Genomic DNA, 20518 nt, shown 5'->3' with positions numbered 1-20518 from the left:
TAACAACTCTATATACTTCGCTATGAATTATCAGGAAATCGTTAATGCTCAAAACGCCTTTTTCAATACCAATACCACTAAAGACATATCTTTTAGAATAAAAGAGTTAAAGCGATTGAAAAATGTTTTGCAACAGCATGAAGACCTTTTTTATAAAGCAATCTATAATGATTTTAAAAAATCTAAATACGAAACGTATACTACAGAATTAGGTATCATCTATCATGAGATTGATCTTGCTTTAGTAAACATCAAAAAATGGTCTAAAAAGAAAAGTGTATCTACTGGATTAGCTAATCTTCCTGGAAGAAGTTATATTATACCAGAACCTTTTGGAACTGTATTGGTAATGGGCGCTTGGAATTATCCTTATCAATTATCAATAGTTCCTGCAATAGCAGCAATAGCAGCAGGCTGTACTGTTATACTTAAGCCTAGTGAGATTCCTTCTCATTCCTCGGCTGTAATGACCAAAATTATAAATCAAAACTTTAGCCCTGAATTTTTTAAGGTAATAGAAGGAGGTGTTGCAGAAACCACTGAATTGTTAAAAATTAAATTTGACAAAATATTTTTTACGGGAAGTATACAAGTAGGTAAAATTATATACCAAGCTGCTGCAAAACACCTTACTCCGGTTACCTTAGAATTAGGAGGCAAAAGCCCTGCAATTATTACGAAGGATGTTAATATTGACATGACCGCTAAACGTTTAGTTTGGGCAAAATTTTTAAACACCGGTCAAACATGTATTGCACCTGATTATATACTGGTTGAATCTGCTATACAAGATGAGCTTTTATCTGCTATCAAAAAACATATAGAAAATGCTGATTATAAAATAGAAAATCAAAACTATACTCAGATTGTCAATCAAAAGAACTTCGAACGTTTACAAGGTTTTATCGAAAAAGACAAAATATACTTCGGAGGTCAATGTGACGCAGAGAGTAGAGTTATATCCCCTACTGTTATGAGTGGAGTTACATTCTCTGATAAAGTAATGCAGGAAGAAATTTTTGGCCCTATTTTACCCGTTTTATCATTTGAAAACATAGATAGTGCCATTGCCGATATTAAAACATTATCCAAACCTTTATCCTGTTATATTTTCACAAAAAACAAAGGGATAAAAAATAAAATTTTGAATGAAATATCATTTGGTGGCGGAGCAGTGAATGACGCTGTGATGCATTTTATGGAACAAAATCTCCCATTCGGTGGCGTTGGTGATAGTGGTATCGGAAATTATCACGGTAAAGCAGGATTCGAAGCATTCTCTCATTATAAAAGTATTTTACAAAAATCTTTTTTAATAGAATTGAATCTTAAGTATGCACCCTACACTGGCTCGAAGTTAAAATGGCTGAAGAGACTTATTGGATAATATTTTTAGCACTGCTCTCATAAACATTTATGCGATTCATAATTTCTTCCTCCACCTGATCAGTATCCCAGATACTCTCAATATTATCCAACTGCATAATTTCATTCATAATCCTAGCTTGTCGATCTCCAATCTCTAAAGCCTCTGCATAAGGTCTATGGGTAAAGGTCACCCTAGTATATAGCGGGATCCACTTATCAGGGTACTTTTCAGAGAATTTCTTTTCAATTTTCTTTCTTAACAGAAAATCTGGATTAGCAGTTTTACTACTCATTTCCACAAAATTACGATACGAAAGTTCTGCTATAGCATCTGCACTTGGTTTTCTGGCTTCCTGATATTTTTCGAAAATTTCCTGCCAGTTCTCACCTTCATAAGCTTCTATGATATCATCAAGTACAGAAATATCCTCAAAACCAGCATTAATACCCTGTCCATAAAATGGTACAATTGCATGAGCGGAATCTCCAACCAAAGCTACCTTATCCCAATAAGACCAAGGATAACACTTCATTGTTACTAATGCACTCGTCGGATTACTCTTAAAATCTTTAAGTAAGGTAGGCATGTATTCAATAGTATCAGGGAAATGTTGTTTCCAGAATTCGATTACCTCGGCATCTTTCTTTAAACTCTCAAAAGAATTTTCACCTTCATGAGGCATAAACAATGTACAGGTAAAACTACCGTCTAGATTCGGCAATGCAATTAGCATAAACTTACCTCTTGGCCATATATGAAGGGAGTTTTTATCCAGTCTATGAGTACCATTTTCATTAGCAGGAATACCCAGTTCTTTATACCCTGCATCCAGAAAATCCTGCGAATAATCGAATCTACTTCTCCTTTGCATTTTATGTCGAACTCTAGAAAAAGCACCATCACAACCAAAAATCATATCATATTGATATTCTTTCCATTCACCCTTTTCTGTTTCTCCTGTGTATATTTTAGCTTCTGGTAAGTTTACATCCCATACCTTTTCGTTAAATCTAAAGACAACACCTGATTCTTCTGCCAGTGTAATCATTTTTCGATTTAAAACTCCTCTCGAAATAGAATATATAGCTTCTCCTTCTTTGCCATAGTATTGGTGATATTCAGCTTGACCATTGACATGCATGGCTCTTTTATTCATCGGGATTGCCAATTTTCTGATTTCTTCTCCAATACCAACTCTATCCAATGCTTTCCAACCACGAACAGACATCGCAAGATTAATAGAACGACCACTAAACTGAACTTTTCTAATATCTGGCCTTCTGTCAAATACAGTAACCTGATGATTCCGTTTTTTTAGGTAAATTGCTAATAGTGAACCTGCTAAGCCACTCCCTACGATAGCTATATTTTTTGTTTGCATACTTTTTAGTGATTCCGGTTTGTCAAAGTATGAAAAGGAACTATGTCATAAGATCCGAGTCTTAATGTTCTTGACAAACCTGCTCCATATATTTTAGAGCTTATGCAAACATTAAAACCTATAACAAATGTAAAAAAATTATCAAAGAATTGTTACTTAAAAGCTTTAATCGCAAATAGTAACGGAAATAATTTATCAGAACTCTCGAACATTCCGTTTTTATTTTCAATTAAATCTGGAAAAACATCATACGGAGATTCGTCATATTCCCTCAGGTATTCAATAGTTAATCCCGCTTCAGATAAGGAGGAAATCACTTCTCCTAATCCGTGATTCCAGCCATACTCTTTACTAACCATTTTAGAATTCATATCGGCATATGTACCTTCATACTCTTCATAAATTACTTCTTTCTGATGATACCCATATTTAATCGTAGGCAATCCCTCCAGATAATCAAACATCCATACAATGGGATGAAACTCCACCATATAAAAAGTTCCTCCAGATTTTAATCTTTCCGCAATCATTTTACCCCAAGGTTTTAGATCAGGTAACCATCCAATAACTCCATAGCTGGTATATACAATATCAAATTGATTTTTTAAATGATCAGATGTATCCAAAACATTACAGCACACAAACTCAGCATCTAATTTCAATTCCGTATTTAGTTGTTTTGCTAGCTCAATTGCTTTATCAGAAAGATCCACTCCAGTGGATTTTGCTCCCATCCTACTCCAACTTAACGTATCCTGACCAAAATGGCATTGAAGATGTAAAAGTGATTTTCCAGAAACATCTCCTAACGCTTCCAACTCATATTTATTTAAGGAATTATTGCCGTTTTTGAAAGATTCTAAATCATAAAAATTACTAGATGCATGAACCTTTACTTTCTCATCCCAAGTTGCTTTGTTAGTTTTAAAAAACTTTTGAAATTCTTTAGACATACCCTTTTATTTAATAATTTCTAAATATAACAATTCATTATAAACTCAATAATAATAGTTGCTTTTCGATAAACAATTCTTAAAAAATTAATATTTAGTTCCAAATGGAAGAAACTTTATAAAAACCTTAAGAGTTCTTCTCTTTATAGGTATTGGAAAGAGGTTTTTTATTGGCTAATTTTAAACTAATGAAACTTACAACAGAAAGACTTCAACAAATTCCAGAGTTTATTAAAGTTCCAGTTGATCAATTACAATGGTTGATTGACAAATCCTATATTAAAGTTTTAATACAAGGAGAATATCTCTTTCAGCAAGGAGACTCTATTGACAAACTTTTTGTTGTTTTAGAAGGTAAAATTGAAATCAAAGTAGAACAGAATGGAAACTATAAGCATATTGCACTTATGGATACCAATCAAATTGGTGGGCTACTGCCTTTTTCCAGAGCAAGTTCTGCTGCTGGTTTTGGTGATGTACTAATCGATAGCAAAATTTTAGTTCTCGAAAAACCATTGTTCAGAGAAATGATTTCCAATCATTATGAGCTTACTGAAGTTTTAGTGCATACCATGACTTCTAGGGTGAGAGAGTTTACCAAAAACAATGTGCAGGCTGAAAAAATGATGTCCTTAGGAAAATTATCCGCTGGACTAGCTCACGAACTTAATAATCCAGCTTCTGCAATGGTTCGTAGTGCTAAAGAGTTAAAAAAACATCTAGGCAATGTTCCTGAGAAATTCAAAAGAGTGGTTTCTATAAGGATTTCGGATCAAGAAATTGACAGTCTTAATAAAATCCTTTTTGAAAAACTAAATAATCGTCCAGAAAACAATATGAAACTGATGGAACGCAATGAAAAAGAAGATGAATTAGAAGATTGGTTAGAGAATCATGGATTAGATAATGCTTATGAGTTAACAGAAACGCTTTTGGATTTTTGTATGGATGTCCCAGCTTTAGAAGAAATATACAAAGTAACTGGCCAAAATAACTTTCCTCACGCTATCGAATGGGTAGAGAATGTCTTAACCACAGAAAAGATGGTCGATGAAATTGGTGAAGCTTCTGACAGAATATCCAATCTCGTAAATTCTATCAAAAGTTATACGCATATGGATCGTGCTCCAGAAAAAACCTCAACCGATATACATATTGGCTTAAAAAGCACACTCACTATGCTTAACCATAAGCTAAAAAAGAAAAATATAACGTTAGAAAAGAATTTTCAAGAAAATCTTCCTGAAGCCAAAATTTTCGTAAGTGAAATTAATCAAGTATGGACCAACCTCATCGACAATGCAATTGATGCAATGGATCATTCTGGAATTTTAAAAATCAAAACCTCTCTAGATCAAAAATTCTTAAAAGTTGAGATAGCGGACAATGGTGAAGGCATCGCCGAAGAACATCTAAACAATATTTTTGACCCTTTTTTTACTACAAAAGCTATTGGAGAAGGAACAGGTATGGGATTAGAAGTAGTACAAAGAATTATTAATCAGCATCAAGGAGATATTAAAGTAAAATCTAAAAAAGGAGAAACAATATTTACCGTTTGCCTACCTATTACATAATTCAAATTATGAAAACAATAACTGATATAAAAGGAGCATTTAGACTAAATAATGGAGTAAACATGCCTTATTTCGGATTGGGAGTGTACTTGTCTGACAATGACAAAGAAGTCGTTGATGCAATCCAATGGGCTTTGGATGCTGGATATCGACATATTGATACTGCAAGTATATATAAAAATGAAGAAGGTGTTGGAAAAGCAATACGCCAAAGTAATGTTCCAAGAAAAGAGCTTTTCGTAGTAAGTAAGGTATGGAATTCTGATCAAGGGTATGAATCAACACTTAAAGCTTTTGATGAAAGCCTTCGCAGGTTACAATTAGATTATTTAGATCTGTATCTTATACATTGGCCTGTAGAAGGCAAATATATTGAAACTTGGAAAGCATTAGAAAAACTATATAAAGATGGACGTATAAAAGCAATAGGAGTAAGTAATTTTATGCAGCACCATCTGGAAAACCTTATGAAAACATCGACTATAATTCCAATGGTTAATCAAATGGAATTCCATCCACATCTGGTACAACAGGATTTAATTGATTTCTGCAATACACATGCAATTCAGTATGAAGCATGGTCACCAATGATGCAAGGAAAAATATTCAAACTAAATATACTGGATGATTTGGCGAAAAAATATCAAAAAACCGTCGCTCAGATTGTATTACGATGGAATTTACAAAAAGGAATAATCACAATACCTAAATCGGCAAAAAAACAACGAATTATATCTAATGCAAATCTTTTTGACTTTGAATTATCTAAAGAAGATATGAGTTATATTGATTCTTTAGATAAAAACCAAAGAAACGGACCAGACCCTGATAACTTTAATTTTTAGTCTGTTTTTTAATTTAATAAAATAATGAAAAAACCAATCATATTTGCACTTGATGATGATCCTCAGGTATTACGCGCAGTAACTCGGGATTTAAAATCAGAGTATCGAAAGGAATATCGAATAATGAGTACAGAATCTGCTAATGATGCACTAGAAGCTTTAGAGGATCTAAAAAAGAAAAACGAAATTATTGCTTTATTCCTAGTAGATCAAAGGATGCCGGAGATGCTCGGAGTCGAATTTCTAAGAGAAGCCAAAAAGTTTTTTCCGAATGCAAAAAAAGTGTTGTTAACTGCATATTCTGATACCGATGCGGCTATTAGAGCTATTAATGATGTACAATTAGATTATTATCTTACCAAACCATGGAATCCACCAGAAGAAAAACTATATCCTACATTAAATGATTTATTGGATGTTTGGCAGATTAATTTTCAACCAGAGTTTGAGGGAATACGTGTAATTGGTTATCAATATTCTCCAAAATCTCACGACATTAAAGATTTTTTATCTGGAAATTTATTTCCATTTCAATGGTTAGATGCAGAAAACAGTAATAAAGCAAAAGAAATTATAGCACTGCACAAACTAACGGCAAAAGATCTACCTGTAATTTCATTAGAAGATGGTAGCTGTTACAAAAATCCGGATATAATAGAGTTAGCTACTGCACTCGGCTTGAACGCACATCCGCAAGACAATTTATATGACGTGGTAATCATTGGAGCTGGACCATCAGGATTAGCAGCCGCAGTTTATGGAGGATCCGAAGGTTTAAAAACATTGTTAATTGAAAAGCACGCGCCTGGTGGCCAGGCAGGAACTAGCTCCAGAATAGAAAACTACCTTGGATTTCCTAATGGATTAAGTGGTCAAGAATTGACGCATCGAGCAATTACCCAAGCCAAACGATTTGGGATTGAGTTTCTGTCACCCCAAGAAGTAACTTCTATAACAGAAAAAAATGGATATAAAAGTATTTCTCTAGGTAACGGAGAATGTATTCGTGCTAAAAGTGTGGTGATCACTACCGGTGTAAATTACAGAAAACTTGAAGCTGAAGGTATTGAAAACTACACTGGAGCTGGTATTTATTATGGTTCATCTATGACTGAAGCTCAAGCCTGCAGCAATAAAGAAGTATATATCGTAGGTGGTGGTAACTCTGCCGGACAATCAGCTGTTTATCTTTCTAAGTTTGCTAAAAACGTATATATTACAATTCGTAAAAAAGATCTCACAAGTAGTATGTCGAGCTATCTAATCGATCAGATCGATGCTATTGACAATATTATGTTACTAGGTCATACCAATATCACGGAAGCCAATGGAGAAAGTGATAGACTTACTTCATTAAAACTAACCAATAGTATTACTTCAGAAACTAGAAATGTAGATGCGGATGCATTATTTATTTTTATAGGAGCAAAACCATATACAGATTGGATAGCACTGGATATTATCAAAAATGAAAGAGGTTTTATAGAGACTGGAAGGGATTTAAATCGCTACAGTAATTTCAAAAAAATCTGGAAAAAAGACCGAGAACCTTTCCTATTAGAAACTTGTAGCCCAGGTATCTTTGCATCTGGTGATGTTAGAGCTGGTGCTATGAATCGAGTAGCCTCTGCCGTTGGTGAAGGTGCGATGGCAATCAAATTTGTACATGAATATTTAGCAGAAACATAATATGGGGTTTAAAACTAAAACTTGTAATCATCTAAAAAATTTAGATATCCAAAGTATCAAAAAAGACGACAGCTATAAATGTGCTCAATGCGTAAAAATGGGAGACAACTGGGTACATCTTAGAACTTGCCAGGAATGTGGAGTTACGCTATGCTGTGATTCTTCTCCCAATAAACACGCTAGCAATCATTATGCTGATCATAAACATCCCGTAGTAATCTCTGCAGAACCTAATGAAAAATGGGCTTGGTGCTACGAACACAAGTCGTTTTTAAAATACTAAAAAACAATTACTTATCAATAAAAACATTGCTAACTCACTTAAGATTCAATTAAAACAATTAAACTTTCTATAACATATTTTGTTATGATTAATCACTAAATTTGAAAGTATTTTACAATCTAAATTCTGATTAATATTTATAAACTTGATCCTATTTTATGATCAGCAACTTGTTAAATAGATCTTAGTTTGTAATACTTTAGAACTAAATACGACTTAAGTGTTATGCTAAAGATGTCAAATACTTTACTTCTGAAGCCTTAGGGAAGTATTTATAATAAAGAAGGAAGAAATGACCTTTTAACCTACATGTTTTTGCCCCAACTTTGTAGTATAACAAATGATTTACTAACTACCGAAGTTATTTCGAGTAAAAATTGTAACGACATGAAAAATTTATACAATCATATCACAGTAATAATAACACTAATTTTCTTCATGGTATCTTTTTCTGGTCATACACAGAAAAAAACATATGAAACTCTACTAGAAACTGTATACTTAAAAAACACTAAAGAAATAGTGTATAAAAATACTTTTAGCAATTATAATGACGATTTAATTGCTTCCAAGGAAATAAAATTTAAAAAAGAAATAAAATTTTTGAAGGGAAAAAACAGTTCCTTACTTTTTGTTTCTAATAAAAATAATGTTGAGTTAGTTACAGCTTCTTATCTGAGAATCATACAAAAAGCTGCAAACAGAAGTAGAAATGCAGAAGCATTTCAGCTTTTTTTGATTAACAATTTACCACAGTTGTCCCATCAATTCTCTATTGATGACAACCTCGAGGAATTGTATTTTATTTCCAGAAAGGATACCTTTAATGGGAAAATAGACGCCTTACCCAGTGTTCTATAAAAATAAACACAAACTCTAACATACTAAAATGAAGAATGCCTTACCCCTGGTATTAAGGATAGTTGTTGCTATTATCCTTATACAAACCCTTAGATTTAAATTTACCGCACATCCAGATAGCGTTTATATCTTTTCTAAAGTCGGACTGGAACCTTATGGTAGAATTGCTATCGGAATTTCAGAACTAATAGCTGGTGTCTTAATACTAATCCCTAAAACTGTTTGGATAGGAGCTACCTTAACACTCGGTGTTATCGGTGGAGCAATTTTTATGCACATTACGAAATTAGGGATTGAAATTAATGGTGATGGAGGAATCTTATTTATTACAGCAATGTTAACCTTTATCCTTAGTGCAATAATACTTTGGATTAAAAGGAAAGAAATCAAGTTCTTCTAAATAAAGAAACATAATATATAAGATTATAAAAACCTCCTTAATTGGAGGTTTTTTTATGCCTAAGGAAAAATATACAAGTAGTCGGGAAAAACTAACATTTCAGAAGCTTCCGTATTGCCTGATCTTTGTATTGTTAATTTAAAACAATATAAAAATGATCGATACTAATAAATCCATATTCAATCTAATAGAAATTTTTCGTCAAGGAAAAAGAAAAATAGTAAATACTTTAAATCCGAAAGCGCACTGTGATCAAAGAAGTCATCATGACTTTTATTGTGATGCTGAAAGATCCTAATATCTAAACTCAAAAATATAGGAAAGGAAAAATTGACAAGTCGTAGGGAAGAATGGCCATTTCAGAATCAGTATTCCCATCGCATCTTTGCAATATCAAATTATAAGAACAATTAAAACAAAATATAAACTAATCCTGAAAATGAATTCAGGATATTAAAAAAACAAAATCATGGCAACAATTAATGTACCGACAAGAGAAGAAGTAAATACTACAAACCAAGGAATTTTTGATAACCTTAATAGTGCATTGGGGTTCGTACCAAATTTATACGCTACTTATGCGCATAGTGAAACTGCATTAGAAAATTACCTAAATCTATCCAATGCAAAAACCTCATTAAAAGCTAAGGAAAAAGAAGTAGTTAACTTAGCCGTTAGCGAAGTAAATAGCTGTATTTACTGTTTATCAGCACACACCGCAATTGGAAAAATGAATGGCTTTACTGATGAACAAATACTAGAACTAAGAGCAGGATTTGCATCTTTTGACCCTAAACTAAATGCTTTAGCAAAACTAGCTAAAAACATTACAGAAAATAGAGGTCGTACAGATCAGAATATAGTAGATGAGTTCTTTGCCGCTGGGTACAATAAAGGAAACCTAATCGATACTATTGTATTAGTAGGAGACAAAACAATCTCTAATTACATCCATAGCACAACACAAGTCCCTGTTGATTTCCCAGTAGCACAGCCATTAGAAACTGCCACTGTATAATATCCTATTCAAAAATTAATTTAAAAACCATTAACATATAAATATCTAAAATCATGAAAAAGTTAATCACATTATTCACATTTATTTTCGCAATTACATTAAGTACGTCTGCTCAAGAAGTTAAAACAGTTTCTCTAGAGCAAACCAAAGGAGAATTTACTCAGAAACAAGTTACGCTATCAGAAGGAAGTTATGTTTTTAATATATCTAACAACAACTCAGGAACAGATGTAGGTTTCGTATTGGTACCGGCAGGAAAAGATGCTTCAGATCCTAAAAATCATATTCAGACAGCATATGTAACCAAAGTAGTTGCTGAGGGAAAAACAGAAAGTTCTAAAACAGTAACATTACAAAAAGGAGAATATAATTACTTCTGTCCTTTAAATAAAACTCCTCAATACAAATTGATTGTAGAGTAGTTCTAAAAATAATTTCAAAACCCTAAAACCTTGTTAATTCAATTTAGCAAGGTTTTTGTTTTCTATACTTTAGCCAAAAACCATTTCAGAATGAAAAACATAGTACTACTAACCTTACTTTCTTTATTGCTAATAAGTTGTAAACAAGAGTCAAAAAAAGAATATAAGTATGAGGTCACTGAAGTAAAAGATACTGAGGCAGTAAAAAAGAAAATACCCACAACTGCTGAAGCTATTGCTAATGCCAATGGTTTTGCACAATGGGATAAGGTAAAAGAAATAAAATTTACTTTTAATGTAGATCGTGACAGTAGTCATTATGAGCGTTCTTGGAATTGGAAACCTAAAAAGAATGAAATTACCCTTACTACTAAAGAGGATACTATTACTTATAACCGAGCTAGTATAGACAGTACTTCATTAAAAGCTGACCAAGGATTTATTAACGATAAATATTGGTTGCTTGCTCCATTTAATCTAGTTTGGGATCAAGATAGTTTTACATCAGAACATCACGTAAACGCAGTTGCTCCTATTAGCTCAAAAGAAATGCAAAAATTCACTATTGTATACAAAAACGAAGGAGGATATACACCTGGTGATGCTTATGATTTTTATTTTGAAGGTGATTTTAAAATAAAAGAATGGGTCTTTAGAGAGAAGAATAAAAAGGAACCATCTTTAACCACTTCCTGGGAAGATTACCAAGACTTTAACGGAATCAGAATTGCTAAAACGCATAATAAGAGTGAAGGTAACTGGAAACTTCATTTCACCAATATTAAAGTCATTATAGAATAATTCCAAATCTTGACTTTGATCATTTAGATACTATCTTAGAAATAAAGAACGTGACTATTAATGCGACTATTGTTGCAACCAATAAAGCTGTAAAACTAAGTATTAAGCTATCCATTTTGGACAATAACCCCAAAAAAGGCGGACTTATTAGAAACCCAAGATAACCAAAACCCGCAACGAAAGATATACCTTCTGCAGGAGAAACGCCCTTAGTTTTTCCGGCCAATCTAAATAATTCAGGTATAATTACCGAAAAGCCTAAACCTACTAATCCAAAACCAACAACTGCTAATAGTAGTGTAGTACCCAGTATAGCAAGAAAACCAAAAATACTAATCAAACAACCACCCATAATTATCGGGAGTGACCCAAAATATTTACTTACGCTATCTCCAAAAAATCGTCCTAATGTCATCATAATAGAAAAAGCAACAAAACCAAATCCAGAAATCTTTTCTGAAGAAATCTTAATGATATCTTGTATATAAAGTTTGCTCCAATGTTCTATAGCTCCTTCACTACCCATAATTAAAAACGCAATAATTGTAAGCCCTAAAAGTGGTTTTATCAATTTTATATCGAAAGATTTTTTTAACCGTTCTTCTTTTTTCCCTTTTAAATGTATGTATTCTTTGCAAACCAAAATATTGGTTACGATTACAAATATTGTAGCACATAGCATATGTGTTAGTGGCATTTCGAAATATGTAATCAATAAACTCCCAATACCAGCACCAATAACTCCTCCTAAACTAAAAAAACCATGAGAGGCAGACATTATATGAATATTATCTTCTTGCTCAATCTCTGATACCAGTGCATTCATAGCTATATCTGTTAAACAGGCTGATAAACCAACCACAAATAAAACTGTACATAGCAATATATAACTCGGAGCAATTATTGGCATCAAGAATAACAAAGCAAAAAGAGTTATCCCAATAATTGTCACTTTACCAACACCGAGTTTACCAATGATTAAAGAAGATAATGGGATCATAACTAACGTACCTAATGCAAAACAAAAAAGAGCAATTCCTAATTGGGCATCATCAATTAATAATTTCGACCTCACTTTAGGAATGTATAACACCCAAGTACCTGTCATAATATTAAGCGAAGCAAAAACCCAAGCCGGTCCAAAGTATCGTAATTTTGTAGTAAGTAAGTATAAAGAATTCAATTTTTCCTTTTTAATAAGTTCAACTTTATATCAAAATTAACTACAAAAAACTCTTCATATTAGTACAAAATACCCTAACACTAAAACAATTTATTCTTTAGAGCTAAATAAACTAGATTAATATGATAAATTTGTTACATGAAGCCATCATATGAACCAATTTACCTGGAACAATCCAAATCTCTAAAAATAGAAAGTTACACTAAAGATTCTCTATGCAACGAAGTGAATTGGCATTTACATCCAGAATATGAGATCGTATTTGTTAGAAACGGAAATGGTCTAGTTCAGGTAGCATCAAGTACCGAAAATTATGAAGATGGGTTGCTAATTTTTCTCGAGCCAAACATGCCTCATATGCCTTTTGGGAATAAAGATCTAAAAGACAATGTAGAAGTAGTCATTCAATTCAATGAAAGCTTTATTACAGAAAAACTAAAACTTTTCCCAGAATTCTCATCTATTCTAGAATTTATTAGAAAATCATCAAAAGGTTGTATTTTTTCTAAAGAAGTTAAAGAAGAACTATCAGATTCTTTTTTAAAACTTTCTAACCAAAACAACACAGAAAAATTATTAAACTTTATACATATCCTATATCACCTTTCTATATCTAAGGGTAAAAAACCTATTGTAAAATCTCATCATCATCTGGAAATTGACAAAACATCTTTACCCAGAATATCTAAGGTTTTTGATTATGTAAATAAGAATTATGCTAAAAAAATTCAATCAGAAATGATTGCTGAACAATTAGGGTTGACGCCTAATTCATTTTGTAGAATCTTTAAATCATCCACAAATAAAAGTTTTATCAGCTTCCTAAATGAATTCAGAATTAAAAAAGCTCAAGAGCATTTCGAAAATAAGAATACTTCAATTTCCGAAGTTTTGTATCAATGTGGATTTAATGATCCATCTTATTTTTGCAGGCAATTCAAAAAATACACTGGTGTTTCTCCTTCTAACTATATTAAAGAATTAGAGTAAAGGATCATTCTACACTCTTTTTCAAAATTCCTTGTTTGAGAACCTGACCAAACTCATACATATCTTCGTAAGAGCAATAAAAAGGAGCTGGTGCTAATCTAATAACATTAGGCTCCCTCCAGTCAGTAATGACTCCATTTTTCATCAAATAATCAAACAATTTTCTTCCTTCTCCGTGAAGGAATACAGAAAGTTGCGTTCCTCGTTCTTCTTGATTTGATGGAGTAATAATTTCAAAAGAACTCTCCACTTCTGCATCAATTTCTTTTAATACAAACTCCAGATATGCGACTATAAGATTTCGCTTTTTAATAAGTGCATCCATTCCTACCTCATCGAAAAGTTCCAATGATGCCAGATAAGGAGCTAAAGACAAAATAGGCGCATTACTCATCTGCCAAGCATCTGCATTAGGCATTGGTTCGAATTCTGGCTTCATAAGAAATCTAGAATCTTTCTTAGTTCCCCACCATCCTTCGAAACGAGGAATATCTTTCTTATTATGAAATCGTTCATGTATATAACATCCTGAAGCATTCCCAGGACCACTATTCATATATTTATAACTACACCAAGATGCAAAATCCACGTCCCAATCATGAAGTTTTAAATCAATATTACCTGCACCGTGTGCAAGATCCCAACCCACAAAAGCTCCAATATCATGTCCTGCTTTGGTGATTGTTTTCATATCAAAAACTTGACCCGTATAATAATTAACTCCTCCAATCAAAATTAAAGCACACTCATCCCCTACAGTTTCAATGGTAGAAAGAATATCTTCTAATCTAAAATTATGTTCTCCTTTTCGTTTTTTAATTTCTACAATAGCATCCTCTGAGTCATATCCGTGAAAACGAACCTGGCTTTGAAGCATATACTGATCGCTAGGAAAAGCTTTTTCTTCGCAAATAATCTTATAACGTTTTCCTTGAGGTCTATAGAATGATACCATCAACAAATGAAGATTTACAGTAAGCGTATTCATCACCGTAATTTCGGAAGGTTTAGCTCCTACTATCTTACTCAAGGGTTTAGCCATTCGCTCATGATAGTCCCACCAAGGTTTATCGGCATAAAAATGTCCTTCTACAGCAAGTTCTGCCCAATCATTCATAACATCATCCACATACTTCTTTGTGTTTTTAGGCTGAAGTCCTAAAGAATTTCCTGTAAAATATATGACTTGCTTATCATTAACCTTAGGGAAAAGAAACTGATCTCTATAGGATTGTAAAGGGTCTTCTTGATCTAATTTCTTAGCAAATTCTCTGCTGTTTTCGAATCGCATTCTTGAGTTTTGATTCAAAAATACATATTAGAACTGAAATTAAATAATCTTTTAAAAAGCCTTTAAAAATAACAGGGAAATTACCGCATATTTCTTATCTTCATAACGTACTAAAAACCAATTGCAACGAATAGACATATATCCTGAGTGTCTTTAAATGATCAGGCATACAATATCATCTTAAACTCATATTCTTATGAAAGAATTAAAAAAATTAGACGGAGTAAAAACAATTAGTAAAAATGTTCAAAAAAATGTAAACGGTGGACATTGTCCTCCATGTGGTCCAGGAGAGTGCGGTCAGATTATTTTCCCTGGTCCTGACTGGTTTTGTGCACCTTGCTAAAACAATTATTCTGTGGTTCATAAATCACATTATTTATATTTTTATTATAATTTTTAAAACGATAATAATGTTACATAAATTATTGAAATTAAACGGAATTCAACAATTGAGCAAGGCTAACCAGAAGACGATTCATGGCGGGTGGCAAATAAACCCATTTAATTGTGACTTTGGTATTTTTGAAGCTTGTCCTAACGGAAAAGATCCTAGATGGGATCCAATTGAAGAAGTTTGTAAATGTGGGCTTTAATAAATAAGCTTATATCAATATAAAAAGTAAGGGAGTCTTTTATAGATAGAGACTCCCTTATTATATATTAGTTTAGAACCTAAATACTACTATTATTTCAACTTATCTAATAATTCTAATGCTTCCTGATAGTTATAATTATTCTTATCTGTAGTTATTTCTTCTAAAATGGTAATCGTTTTTTGTTTCTTATTTTGTTTTAAATACACTAAAGCTTTGTACCAATATCCTTTGGACTGATCTATCGTATCAGAATTTATTAATTGATCGAAATAAGAAATAGCTTCTTTATATTTATTAAGTTCTAGTGCAGAAAGCCCTGAATATACCAATACTGGTGGTGAAATTTCGTTTTTACCTTCTACATAATCTTTAAACAAAGTATAACTCTCCTTATATTTCTTTTGTTCAAATAAACGTTGTCCTTCTGCCAATTGACTTTCATCACTTCTGCTAGTAAGAGAAGGTAAGTCCCGCCACTGACTATATCCCACATACAAGTCCTGAGAAGAATTGTTAGAATTCAAGGTATATAACACCACAAATATTGCAATAGAAGCAGCTGCGAGTATCGGAAGAAACAACCTATTCTTCAAAAAAGAAATGTTGTTTTTCTTCTGATAATTGGCTTGAGCTTTGGCTATGGTATCTTTTAATTTTTTAGCTTCAGCACTCCTAAAATACGCTTCTACTTGTTTTACTTCTTCTATATCAGGAGTAAAGGATTCATTGATCCAGACAGATTCATCCATTTGAGCAAATAACTCTTGATGCACCTTGAATTCCATTAATAATTCAGGATCTTTCTGTAAAGATTGTTCAAAAAGAGCTTTGTCCTCTAAAGAAAGTTCATCTCTGAGGTATGCATCGATTTGATCATGATATTTTTCTTGGTGGTTAGCGTCCATTATGATATCAGATTTTTAAATCGTTCATCGGATTTCACGGTCTCTATTAACTTTGCTTTACACTTAAAAACACGCTGTCTTGCAACAGTTTCTGAGGAATATGATAATTGTATAACAATATCCGCGTAAGACACTTTCTTAAGAAATAGTGTTAATACTTGCTTACAATTATCAGATAGTTTTTCTAATTTTTCTTTAAAAAGCTCCCATCGTTCCTGTTCTAACAAAGCATAGGCCATATCCGATTCTTCACTAACAAGTTCCTTTACCTCTGTATTTGTTACCCGTTTTCTTTTATTTAATTCTCTACGCCATAGATTTTTACACGCAGTAAAAATATAAGCTTCAAACGTGGAGTTAACAACTTCTAACTCTCTACATCTAATTCTAGCCGAAATTTGCATTAGAACTTTTTGGAAAATATCCTCTGCATCGGCAGTTTGACCTTTATTTTGCAACACAAATTTTAGGCATTTAGGAAAGAAGAGTGAGTAAACATCAGTAATGACTTTTTCATTAGAATGTAATATCCCTTCAATAAAGTAATTGTTATTCTTCATTAGTAATCTCCTAAAATCTTAAATATGGGTAACAAAGCTAATTATTTTGAACTACAGTGTGAAAACTATTTACGATAAGGTTTTCAAAATGAATAAATATTAATATTTTTAAACAAATTTAAGTAATGAAAAAAGTTATTGGAATAATTTTAGTAGGTACGTTTATATTTTTGTCACAAAGCTGTTCTTCTGATGAAGAAACATTTGAAGAAAATACAAAATTAACAGAAGAATTTCATGGGAAAATGGGATCTAGCGTTGGTAATTCGGGTCCTCTTATAGAAGGTTGTGAAATCATATTTACATTTTATAACTCAAATCTTACTCCAATGGAAAAGAATGCTATCCGAAATTCGTACGGTCCTGGAGTAATATTATCTTATGAAACATTAAATAGTTCTCAAGAAAAATGGTATACCGATTGTTCTGGTTTAAATAACTACATTCAAAATTACTTAAGTAATCATCCAAATCACGATCCAGACGAACCGATTTGTGAGCCTCTTAAAGGATGTCTTGATAAATGTCAAAGCGGAACTTGTAGTTCATCAGGAGGGAATGGTCCTGTAGATGATCCTTTTGGTAATAATGATTATTAAAAAATTAAGCACAACAATAGTAAAAGATATGAGCAAACTCTATAGCAATTTAGTAGTTTTTCTTTTACTATTGTTTTTTTCTATTTTTAACAGTCTTGCGCAAAACCCTACTCCTTCTGACGCATACAAAAATTTACTATCTTCTAATTTAACAGTAAACAAAAAAAGAATTGCGCTCGAAAAACTATTAAAAAAACATTTAGTTAATCAAGATTCTCTGCAATACGCAATTGACTTAACTGCTTTTGCTTATTGGGTCTCTAATACAGATTTACAAGATGGTATAAATCTAGCTGAAAAAGCTATTGGTTTTCAAAAATCTCTTTCACAATCAAATAAAAAATTGTTTACTATCAACACCCAACTTCTTGGATCTATGTATCAAAAACAAGAAAACTATGAGGCTTCCAGCAAACAATATGAAAAAATCATAGCCATGGATGTTTCTAGAAGTCAAAAGGCAAGGGCATATAATAAGTTAGGAGAAAATTTTAAATCTACGGGAAACTATCATACAGCTATTAGTTATTTTCAAAAAGCTATCGAGTTGTATTACATTGATAAAAATTACACAAAAGTTATCTCAACTTCTATAAAGCTATCTATTACACATCAAGAAATTTTCACTGACAAGAATATTGAAAGAGGAATAAAAAATTTACAAGAATTAGACACTTTAAGAACTTATGAACACTTCTCCATACATCAGGATTTCTTAATCAATGAAACCTATGGAAACCTATATAATAGTGGCACTAAATATAAAACCTATGATTGTCTGCCATACTATAAAAAAGCATTAGAATTGGCTATTTCAATGCAGGATAGTTTAAAAATTTCTAGCACTTATAATAACTTAGGAAATATCTATCATAAGAAAAAAAATGACTCTGCTTTATACTATTTTAATAGAGCCTTAAAATACCCTCATAACAACGATATTAATACTTCACGAACTATTTACAATATTGGGTTATGTTATTTAGATCAAAAGAAATATAATCAAGCTCAAAATTCCTTTTCTCAATCGTTACAAAAACTTAAAATACAGTCAAGCGACTCCAGTTATTCAGAAGAATCTACTCCTAGGTATAAAGACACAAACCTGGCTATTAACCTGCTTAAATCAAAGGCTATTACAAAACTCAGAAGATATGAGTATTCAGAGAAAAAACAACAATATCTTGAAGAAGCATTATTATTCTTAAAACAAGCAGATCAACTAATCGATTTAATAAAACTAGAAAGTACGCATCAAGAATCCAAATTATTTTGGAGAGAGCAAGCATCTGATCTCTATATCAATTTGGTGAAAATTTCCTTTTTACTTGACAACCCTAAATCCGCGTACTATTATTTAGAAAAGAACAAGGCTCTGTTATTATTAGAAGATCTAACTGAAGAACGTTCTAAAACTTTCTTTAATATGCCTGATAGTATTCTTAAAAAAGAACTAAAACTAAAACGAAAAATTGCCCAAGCTCAAAATAATCTTAAGGGATCTGAAAAAGAGAATAATAACTCAATTATTCTTTTTGATATTAAAGAGGAATATGAATTATTTATGGATTCCTTGCAATATAAATACCCTACATATTATAAGTCTAAGAATAACACCGACATCCTATCTTTTGAAAAAGTAATCAAAGAAGCAGAAAGAAAAAACACAACGTTCATTCATTATATTCTTAACGATGAATCGGGATATGGATTAGTTATTTTTGAGAAAGAACAAATACTATACGAAATAGACAGCATTTCTTTAGTTCATGATCAAATAAGTAGGTTTAAAGAACTGATTTCAAAACCATTTTACTCAAAAAAAGATAAAAAGGAATTTAATCGTATCAGCAAAGAATTATACGATAGACTTTTACCAAATACTATAGTAAAAGACAATAACAGTAATCTTGTTATTGTTCCTGATCAAAACTTACAAAGCCTCCCTTTTGAAGCATTAATGAAAAAAGAAGGTAGATATTTAATTGAAGATTATGATATAAGTTATGCATATTCTATTTCTTTTCTAGAACAAAATAAACAACTAAAAAGATCATATAATAAGGAATTTTTAGGTTTTGCCCCTATAAATTACAAAAACAACTTACCAACGCTTACTAAAAGTAGTGCAGAAATAAATGAAGCAGCGAAAACATTTGATAGTGATATCCTGTTAGAAGAAAAAGCTTCACTACAAAATCTATTAAACTCTTTATCTGATTATAAAATTATTCATCTCTCTACTCATGCAAACGCTAATGATTCTATTACACCTTGGGTAGCTACCAGTACACAAAATATTACGTTAAATGATATATATAGTACTAAAAACAATGCAGAACTTATCACCTTAAGTGCCTGTAATACTTCTATCGGCAAATTACAAAGAGGTGAAGGTGTTATGAGTCTCGCTCGTGGTTTTTTTAATACTGGTGCCAATAGTGTGGTATCCACTTTATGGAAAGCAGATGACGAATCAACACAAGAAATAATAACTGACTTCTATAAACACCTTAGAAAAGGTACATCAAAGTCTGAAGCACTACGTCTAGCTAAACTCACTTATCTTAAAAATCACTCACTCAGTGATGCTTCTCCCTATTACTGGTCTTCACTTGTTCTCATAGGAAATCCTGAACCTATGTATTCTTCCATAAATAATTGGTATATACTTATTGGAATCCTGATTTCTTCTCTTTTCATATTTCTTCTTTACAAAAGAATTTCCAAAAAATAATTTTTTCTGGCTAACAGAATATTTCTTCTTGAACTACTCTATGAAAACTCATTCA

The 20518-nt window shown here is 32.0% G+C and carries 21 protein-coding genes; 15 read left to right on the top strand and 6 right to left on the bottom strand.

The window, feature by feature from the left end; all coding sequences use genetic code 11:
* Positions 1-22 precede the first annotated feature (22 nt).
* Complete coding sequence (locus tag Q0975_RS24545) at positions 23-1387, top strand: aldehyde dehydrogenase family protein (RefSeq protein WP_299442189.1); 1365 nt, start codon at positions 23-25, stop codon at positions 1385-1387.
* Here Q0975_RS24545 and Q0975_RS24540 read toward each other — a convergent pair.
* Both Q0975_RS24540 and Q0975_RS24535 read right to left on the bottom strand, forming a co-directional pair.
* On the bottom strand, positions 1377-2750 hold the full coding sequence (locus tag Q0975_RS24540) for an NAD(P)/FAD-dependent oxidoreductase (RefSeq protein WP_299442187.1): 1374 nt from the start codon (positions 2748-2750) through the stop codon (positions 1377-1379). The genes Q0975_RS24545 and Q0975_RS24540 overlap by 11 nt on opposite strands.
* A gap of 152 nt (positions 2751-2902) precedes the next feature.
* Positions 2903-3703: a class I SAM-dependent methyltransferase gene (locus Q0975_RS24535; protein ID WP_299442184.1), complete on the bottom strand. Its 801-nt coding sequence runs from the start codon at positions 3701-3703 to the stop codon at positions 2903-2905.
* Between the two features lie 188 nt (positions 3704-3891).
* Here Q0975_RS24535 and Q0975_RS24530 point away from each other — a divergent pair, with 188 nt between their 5' ends.
* From Q0975_RS24530 to Q0975_RS24490, 9 genes are all read left to right on the top strand, one after another.
* Positions 3892-5280, top strand: a complete 1389-nt coding sequence (locus Q0975_RS24530) for an ATP-binding protein (protein ID WP_299442181.1) — start codon at positions 3892-3894, stop codon at positions 5278-5280.
* 8 nt (positions 5281-5288) lie between these two features.
* Entirely contained in the window at positions 5289-6125 is an 837-nt protein-coding gene (locus Q0975_RS24525) for an aldo/keto reductase (protein ID WP_299442178.1), read from the top strand.
* A gap of 24 nt (positions 6126-6149) precedes the next feature.
* Positions 6150-7814, top strand: a complete 1665-nt coding sequence (locus Q0975_RS24520) for a response regulator (protein WP_299442175.1) — start codon at positions 6150-6152, stop codon at positions 7812-7814.
* Position 7815: 1 nt separating this feature from the next.
* Complete coding sequence (locus tag Q0975_RS24515) at positions 7816-8097, top strand: UBP-type zinc finger domain-containing protein (RefSeq protein ID WP_299442172.1); 282 nt, start codon at positions 7816-7818, stop codon at positions 8095-8097.
* 387 nt (positions 8098-8484) lie between these two features.
* Positions 8485-8958: a hypothetical protein gene (locus Q0975_RS24510; protein WP_299442169.1), complete on the top strand. Its 474-nt coding sequence runs from the start codon at positions 8485-8487 to the stop codon at positions 8956-8958.
* A 28-nt stretch (positions 8959-8986) separates the two neighbouring features.
* The gene (locus tag Q0975_RS24505; protein WP_299442166.1) at positions 8987-9358 is read left to right on the top strand and encodes a DoxX family membrane protein; all 372 of its coding nucleotides are present in this window, start codon (positions 8987-8989) and stop codon (positions 9356-9358) included.
* Positions 9359-9827: 469 nt separating this feature from the next.
* Complete coding sequence (locus Q0975_RS24500; protein WP_299442164.1) at positions 9828-10376, top strand: carboxymuconolactone decarboxylase family protein; 549 nt, start codon at positions 9828-9830, stop codon at positions 10374-10376.
* A gap of 53 nt (positions 10377-10429) precedes the next feature.
* Positions 10430-10798, top strand: coding sequence for a cupredoxin domain-containing protein (locus Q0975_RS24495; RefSeq protein ID WP_299442161.1), 369 nt, complete (start codon positions 10430-10432; stop codon positions 10796-10798).
* A 90-nt stretch (positions 10799-10888) separates the two neighbouring features.
* The gene (locus Q0975_RS24490; RefSeq protein WP_299442158.1) at positions 10889-11599 is read left to right on the top strand and encodes a hypothetical protein; all 711 of its coding nucleotides are present in this window, start codon (positions 10889-10891) and stop codon (positions 11597-11599) included.
* A 19-nt stretch (positions 11600-11618) separates the two neighbouring features.
* Here Q0975_RS24490 and Q0975_RS24485 read toward each other — a convergent pair whose 3' ends face one another.
* The gene (locus Q0975_RS24485; protein ID WP_299442155.1) at positions 11619-12782 is read right to left on the bottom strand and encodes an MFS transporter; all 1164 of its coding nucleotides are present in this window, start codon (positions 12780-12782) and stop codon (positions 11619-11621) included.
* Positions 12783-12920: 138 nt separating this feature from the next.
* On the opposite strand from Q0975_RS24485, the gene Q0975_RS24480 reads away from it, so the two are divergent.
* Positions 12921-13772, top strand: a complete 852-nt coding sequence (locus Q0975_RS24480) for an AraC family transcriptional regulator (RefSeq protein WP_299442152.1) — start codon at positions 12921-12923, stop codon at positions 13770-13772.
* A 4-nt stretch (positions 13773-13776) separates the two neighbouring features.
* On the opposite strand, the gene kynU is transcribed toward Q0975_RS24480, so the two are convergent.
* On the bottom strand, positions 13777-15063 hold the full coding sequence (gene kynU / locus Q0975_RS24475) for a kynureninase (protein ID WP_299442149.1): 1287 nt from the start codon (positions 15061-15063) through the stop codon (positions 13777-13779).
* A gap of 196 nt (positions 15064-15259) precedes the next feature.
* Between kynU and Q0975_RS24470 the strand changes: the two genes are divergently transcribed.
* Entirely contained in the window at positions 15260-15409 is a 150-nt protein-coding gene (locus Q0975_RS24470) for a hypothetical protein (RefSeq protein ID WP_299442146.1), read from the top strand.
* 67 nt (positions 15410-15476) lie between these two features.
* On the top strand, positions 15477-15659 hold the full coding sequence (locus tag Q0975_RS24465) for a hypothetical protein (RefSeq protein ID WP_299442143.1): 183 nt from the start codon (positions 15477-15479) through the stop codon (positions 15657-15659).
* 92 nt (positions 15660-15751) lie between these two features.
* Here Q0975_RS24465 and Q0975_RS24460 read toward each other — a convergent pair whose 3' ends face one another.
* Together Q0975_RS24460 and Q0975_RS24455 are read right to left on the bottom strand one after the other, a co-directional pair.
* Positions 15752-16567 (bottom strand): hypothetical protein, encoded by an 816-nt coding sequence (locus Q0975_RS24460; RefSeq protein WP_299442140.1) that lies wholly within the window; start codon positions 16565-16567, stop codon positions 15752-15754.
* Positions 16567-17127 (bottom strand): sigma-70 family RNA polymerase sigma factor, encoded by a 561-nt coding sequence (locus tag Q0975_RS24455; RefSeq protein WP_299442137.1) that lies wholly within the window; start codon positions 17125-17127, stop codon positions 16567-16569. Before Q0975_RS24455 ends, Q0975_RS24460 begins: the two co-directional genes overlap by 1 nt.
* Before the next feature lie 125 nt (positions 17128-17252).
* On the opposite strand from Q0975_RS24455, the gene Q0975_RS24450 reads away from it, so the two are divergent.
* A complete protein-coding gene (locus Q0975_RS24450) occupies positions 17253-17726 on the top strand; it encodes a hypothetical protein (protein ID WP_299442134.1) in 474 nt (157 codons plus the stop codon).
* Positions 17727-17754: 28 nt separating this feature from the next.
* Positions 17755-20463 carry a CHAT domain-containing protein gene (locus tag Q0975_RS24445; protein ID WP_299442131.1) on the top strand — a complete coding sequence of 903 codons (2709 nt, stop codon included), beginning with the start codon at positions 17755-17757 and terminating at the stop codon, positions 20461-20463.
* Positions 20464-20518 lie beyond the last annotated feature (55 nt).

This window comes from uncultured Aquimarina sp., from assembly GCF_947500065.1.
Taxonomy (GTDB): domain Bacteria; phylum Bacteroidota; class Bacteroidia; order Flavobacteriales; family Flavobacteriaceae; genus Aquimarina.
Note: the sequence above shows the minus strand (reverse complement) of the source record. Positions and strands in the feature narration are given on the sequence as shown.

Bases quoted from the DNA above. Each gene is read 5' to 3' on its own strand.
- Q0975_RS24495 (WP_299442161.1), top strand. From the start codon at position 10,430: ATGAAAAAGTTAATCACATTATTCACATTTATTTTCGCAATTACATTA.
- Q0975_RS24515 (WP_299442172.1), top strand. From the start codon at position 7,816: ATGGGGTTTAAAACTAAAACTTGTAATCATCTAAAAAATTTAGATATC.
- Q0975_RS24545 (WP_299442189.1), top strand. From the start codon at position 23: ATGAATTATCAGGAAATCGTTAATGCTCAAAACGCCTTTTTCAATACC.
- kynU (WP_299442149.1), bottom strand. From the start codon at position 15,063: ATGCGATTCGAAAACAGCAGAGAATTTGCTAAGAAATTAGATCAAGAA.
- Q0975_RS24450 (WP_299442134.1), top strand. From the start codon at position 17,253: ATGAAAAAAGTTATTGGAATAATTTTAGTAGGTACGTTTATATTTTTG.
- Q0975_RS24445 (WP_299442131.1), top strand. From the start codon at position 17,755: ATGAGCAAACTCTATAGCAATTTAGTAGTTTTTCTTTTACTATTGTTT.
- Q0975_RS24490 (WP_299442158.1), top strand. From the start codon at position 10,889: ATGAAAAACATAGTACTACTAACCTTACTTTCTTTATTGCTAATAAGT.
- Q0975_RS24470 (WP_299442146.1), top strand. From the start codon at position 15,260: ATGAAAGAATTAAAAAAATTAGACGGAGTAAAAACAATTAGTAAAAAT.
- Q0975_RS24540 (WP_299442187.1), bottom strand. From the start codon at position 2,750: ATGCAAACAAAAAATATAGCTATCGTAGGGAGTGGCTTAGCAGGTTCA.
- Q0975_RS24480 (WP_299442152.1), top strand. From the start codon at position 12,921: ATGAAGCCATCATATGAACCAATTTACCTGGAACAATCCAAATCTCTA.
- Q0975_RS24510 (WP_299442169.1), top strand. From the start codon at position 8,485: ATGAAAAATTTATACAATCATATCACAGTAATAATAACACTAATTTTC.
- Q0975_RS24460 (WP_299442140.1), bottom strand. From the start codon at position 16,567: ATGGACGCTAACCACCAAGAAAAATATCATGATCAAATCGATGCATAC.
- Q0975_RS24465 (WP_299442143.1), top strand. From the start codon at position 15,477: ATGTTACATAAATTATTGAAATTAAACGGAATTCAACAATTGAGCAAG.
- Q0975_RS24535 (WP_299442184.1), bottom strand. From the start codon at position 3,703: ATGTCTAAAGAATTTCAAAAGTTTTTTAAAACTAACAAAGCAACTTGG.
- Q0975_RS24505 (WP_299442166.1), top strand. From the start codon at position 8,987: ATGAAGAATGCCTTACCCCTGGTATTAAGGATAGTTGTTGCTATTATC.
- Q0975_RS24500 (WP_299442164.1), top strand. From the start codon at position 9,828: ATGGCAACAATTAATGTACCGACAAGAGAAGAAGTAAATACTACAAAC.
- Q0975_RS24520 (WP_299442175.1), top strand. From the start codon at position 6,150: ATGAAAAAACCAATCATATTTGCACTTGATGATGATCCTCAGGTATTA.
- Q0975_RS24525 (WP_299442178.1), top strand. From the start codon at position 5,289: ATGAAAACAATAACTGATATAAAAGGAGCATTTAGACTAAATAATGGA.
- Q0975_RS24530 (WP_299442181.1), top strand. From the start codon at position 3,892: ATGAAACTTACAACAGAAAGACTTCAACAAATTCCAGAGTTTATTAAA.
- Q0975_RS24455 (WP_299442137.1), bottom strand. From the start codon at position 17,127: ATGAAGAATAACAATTACTTTATTGAAGGGATATTACATTCTAATGAA.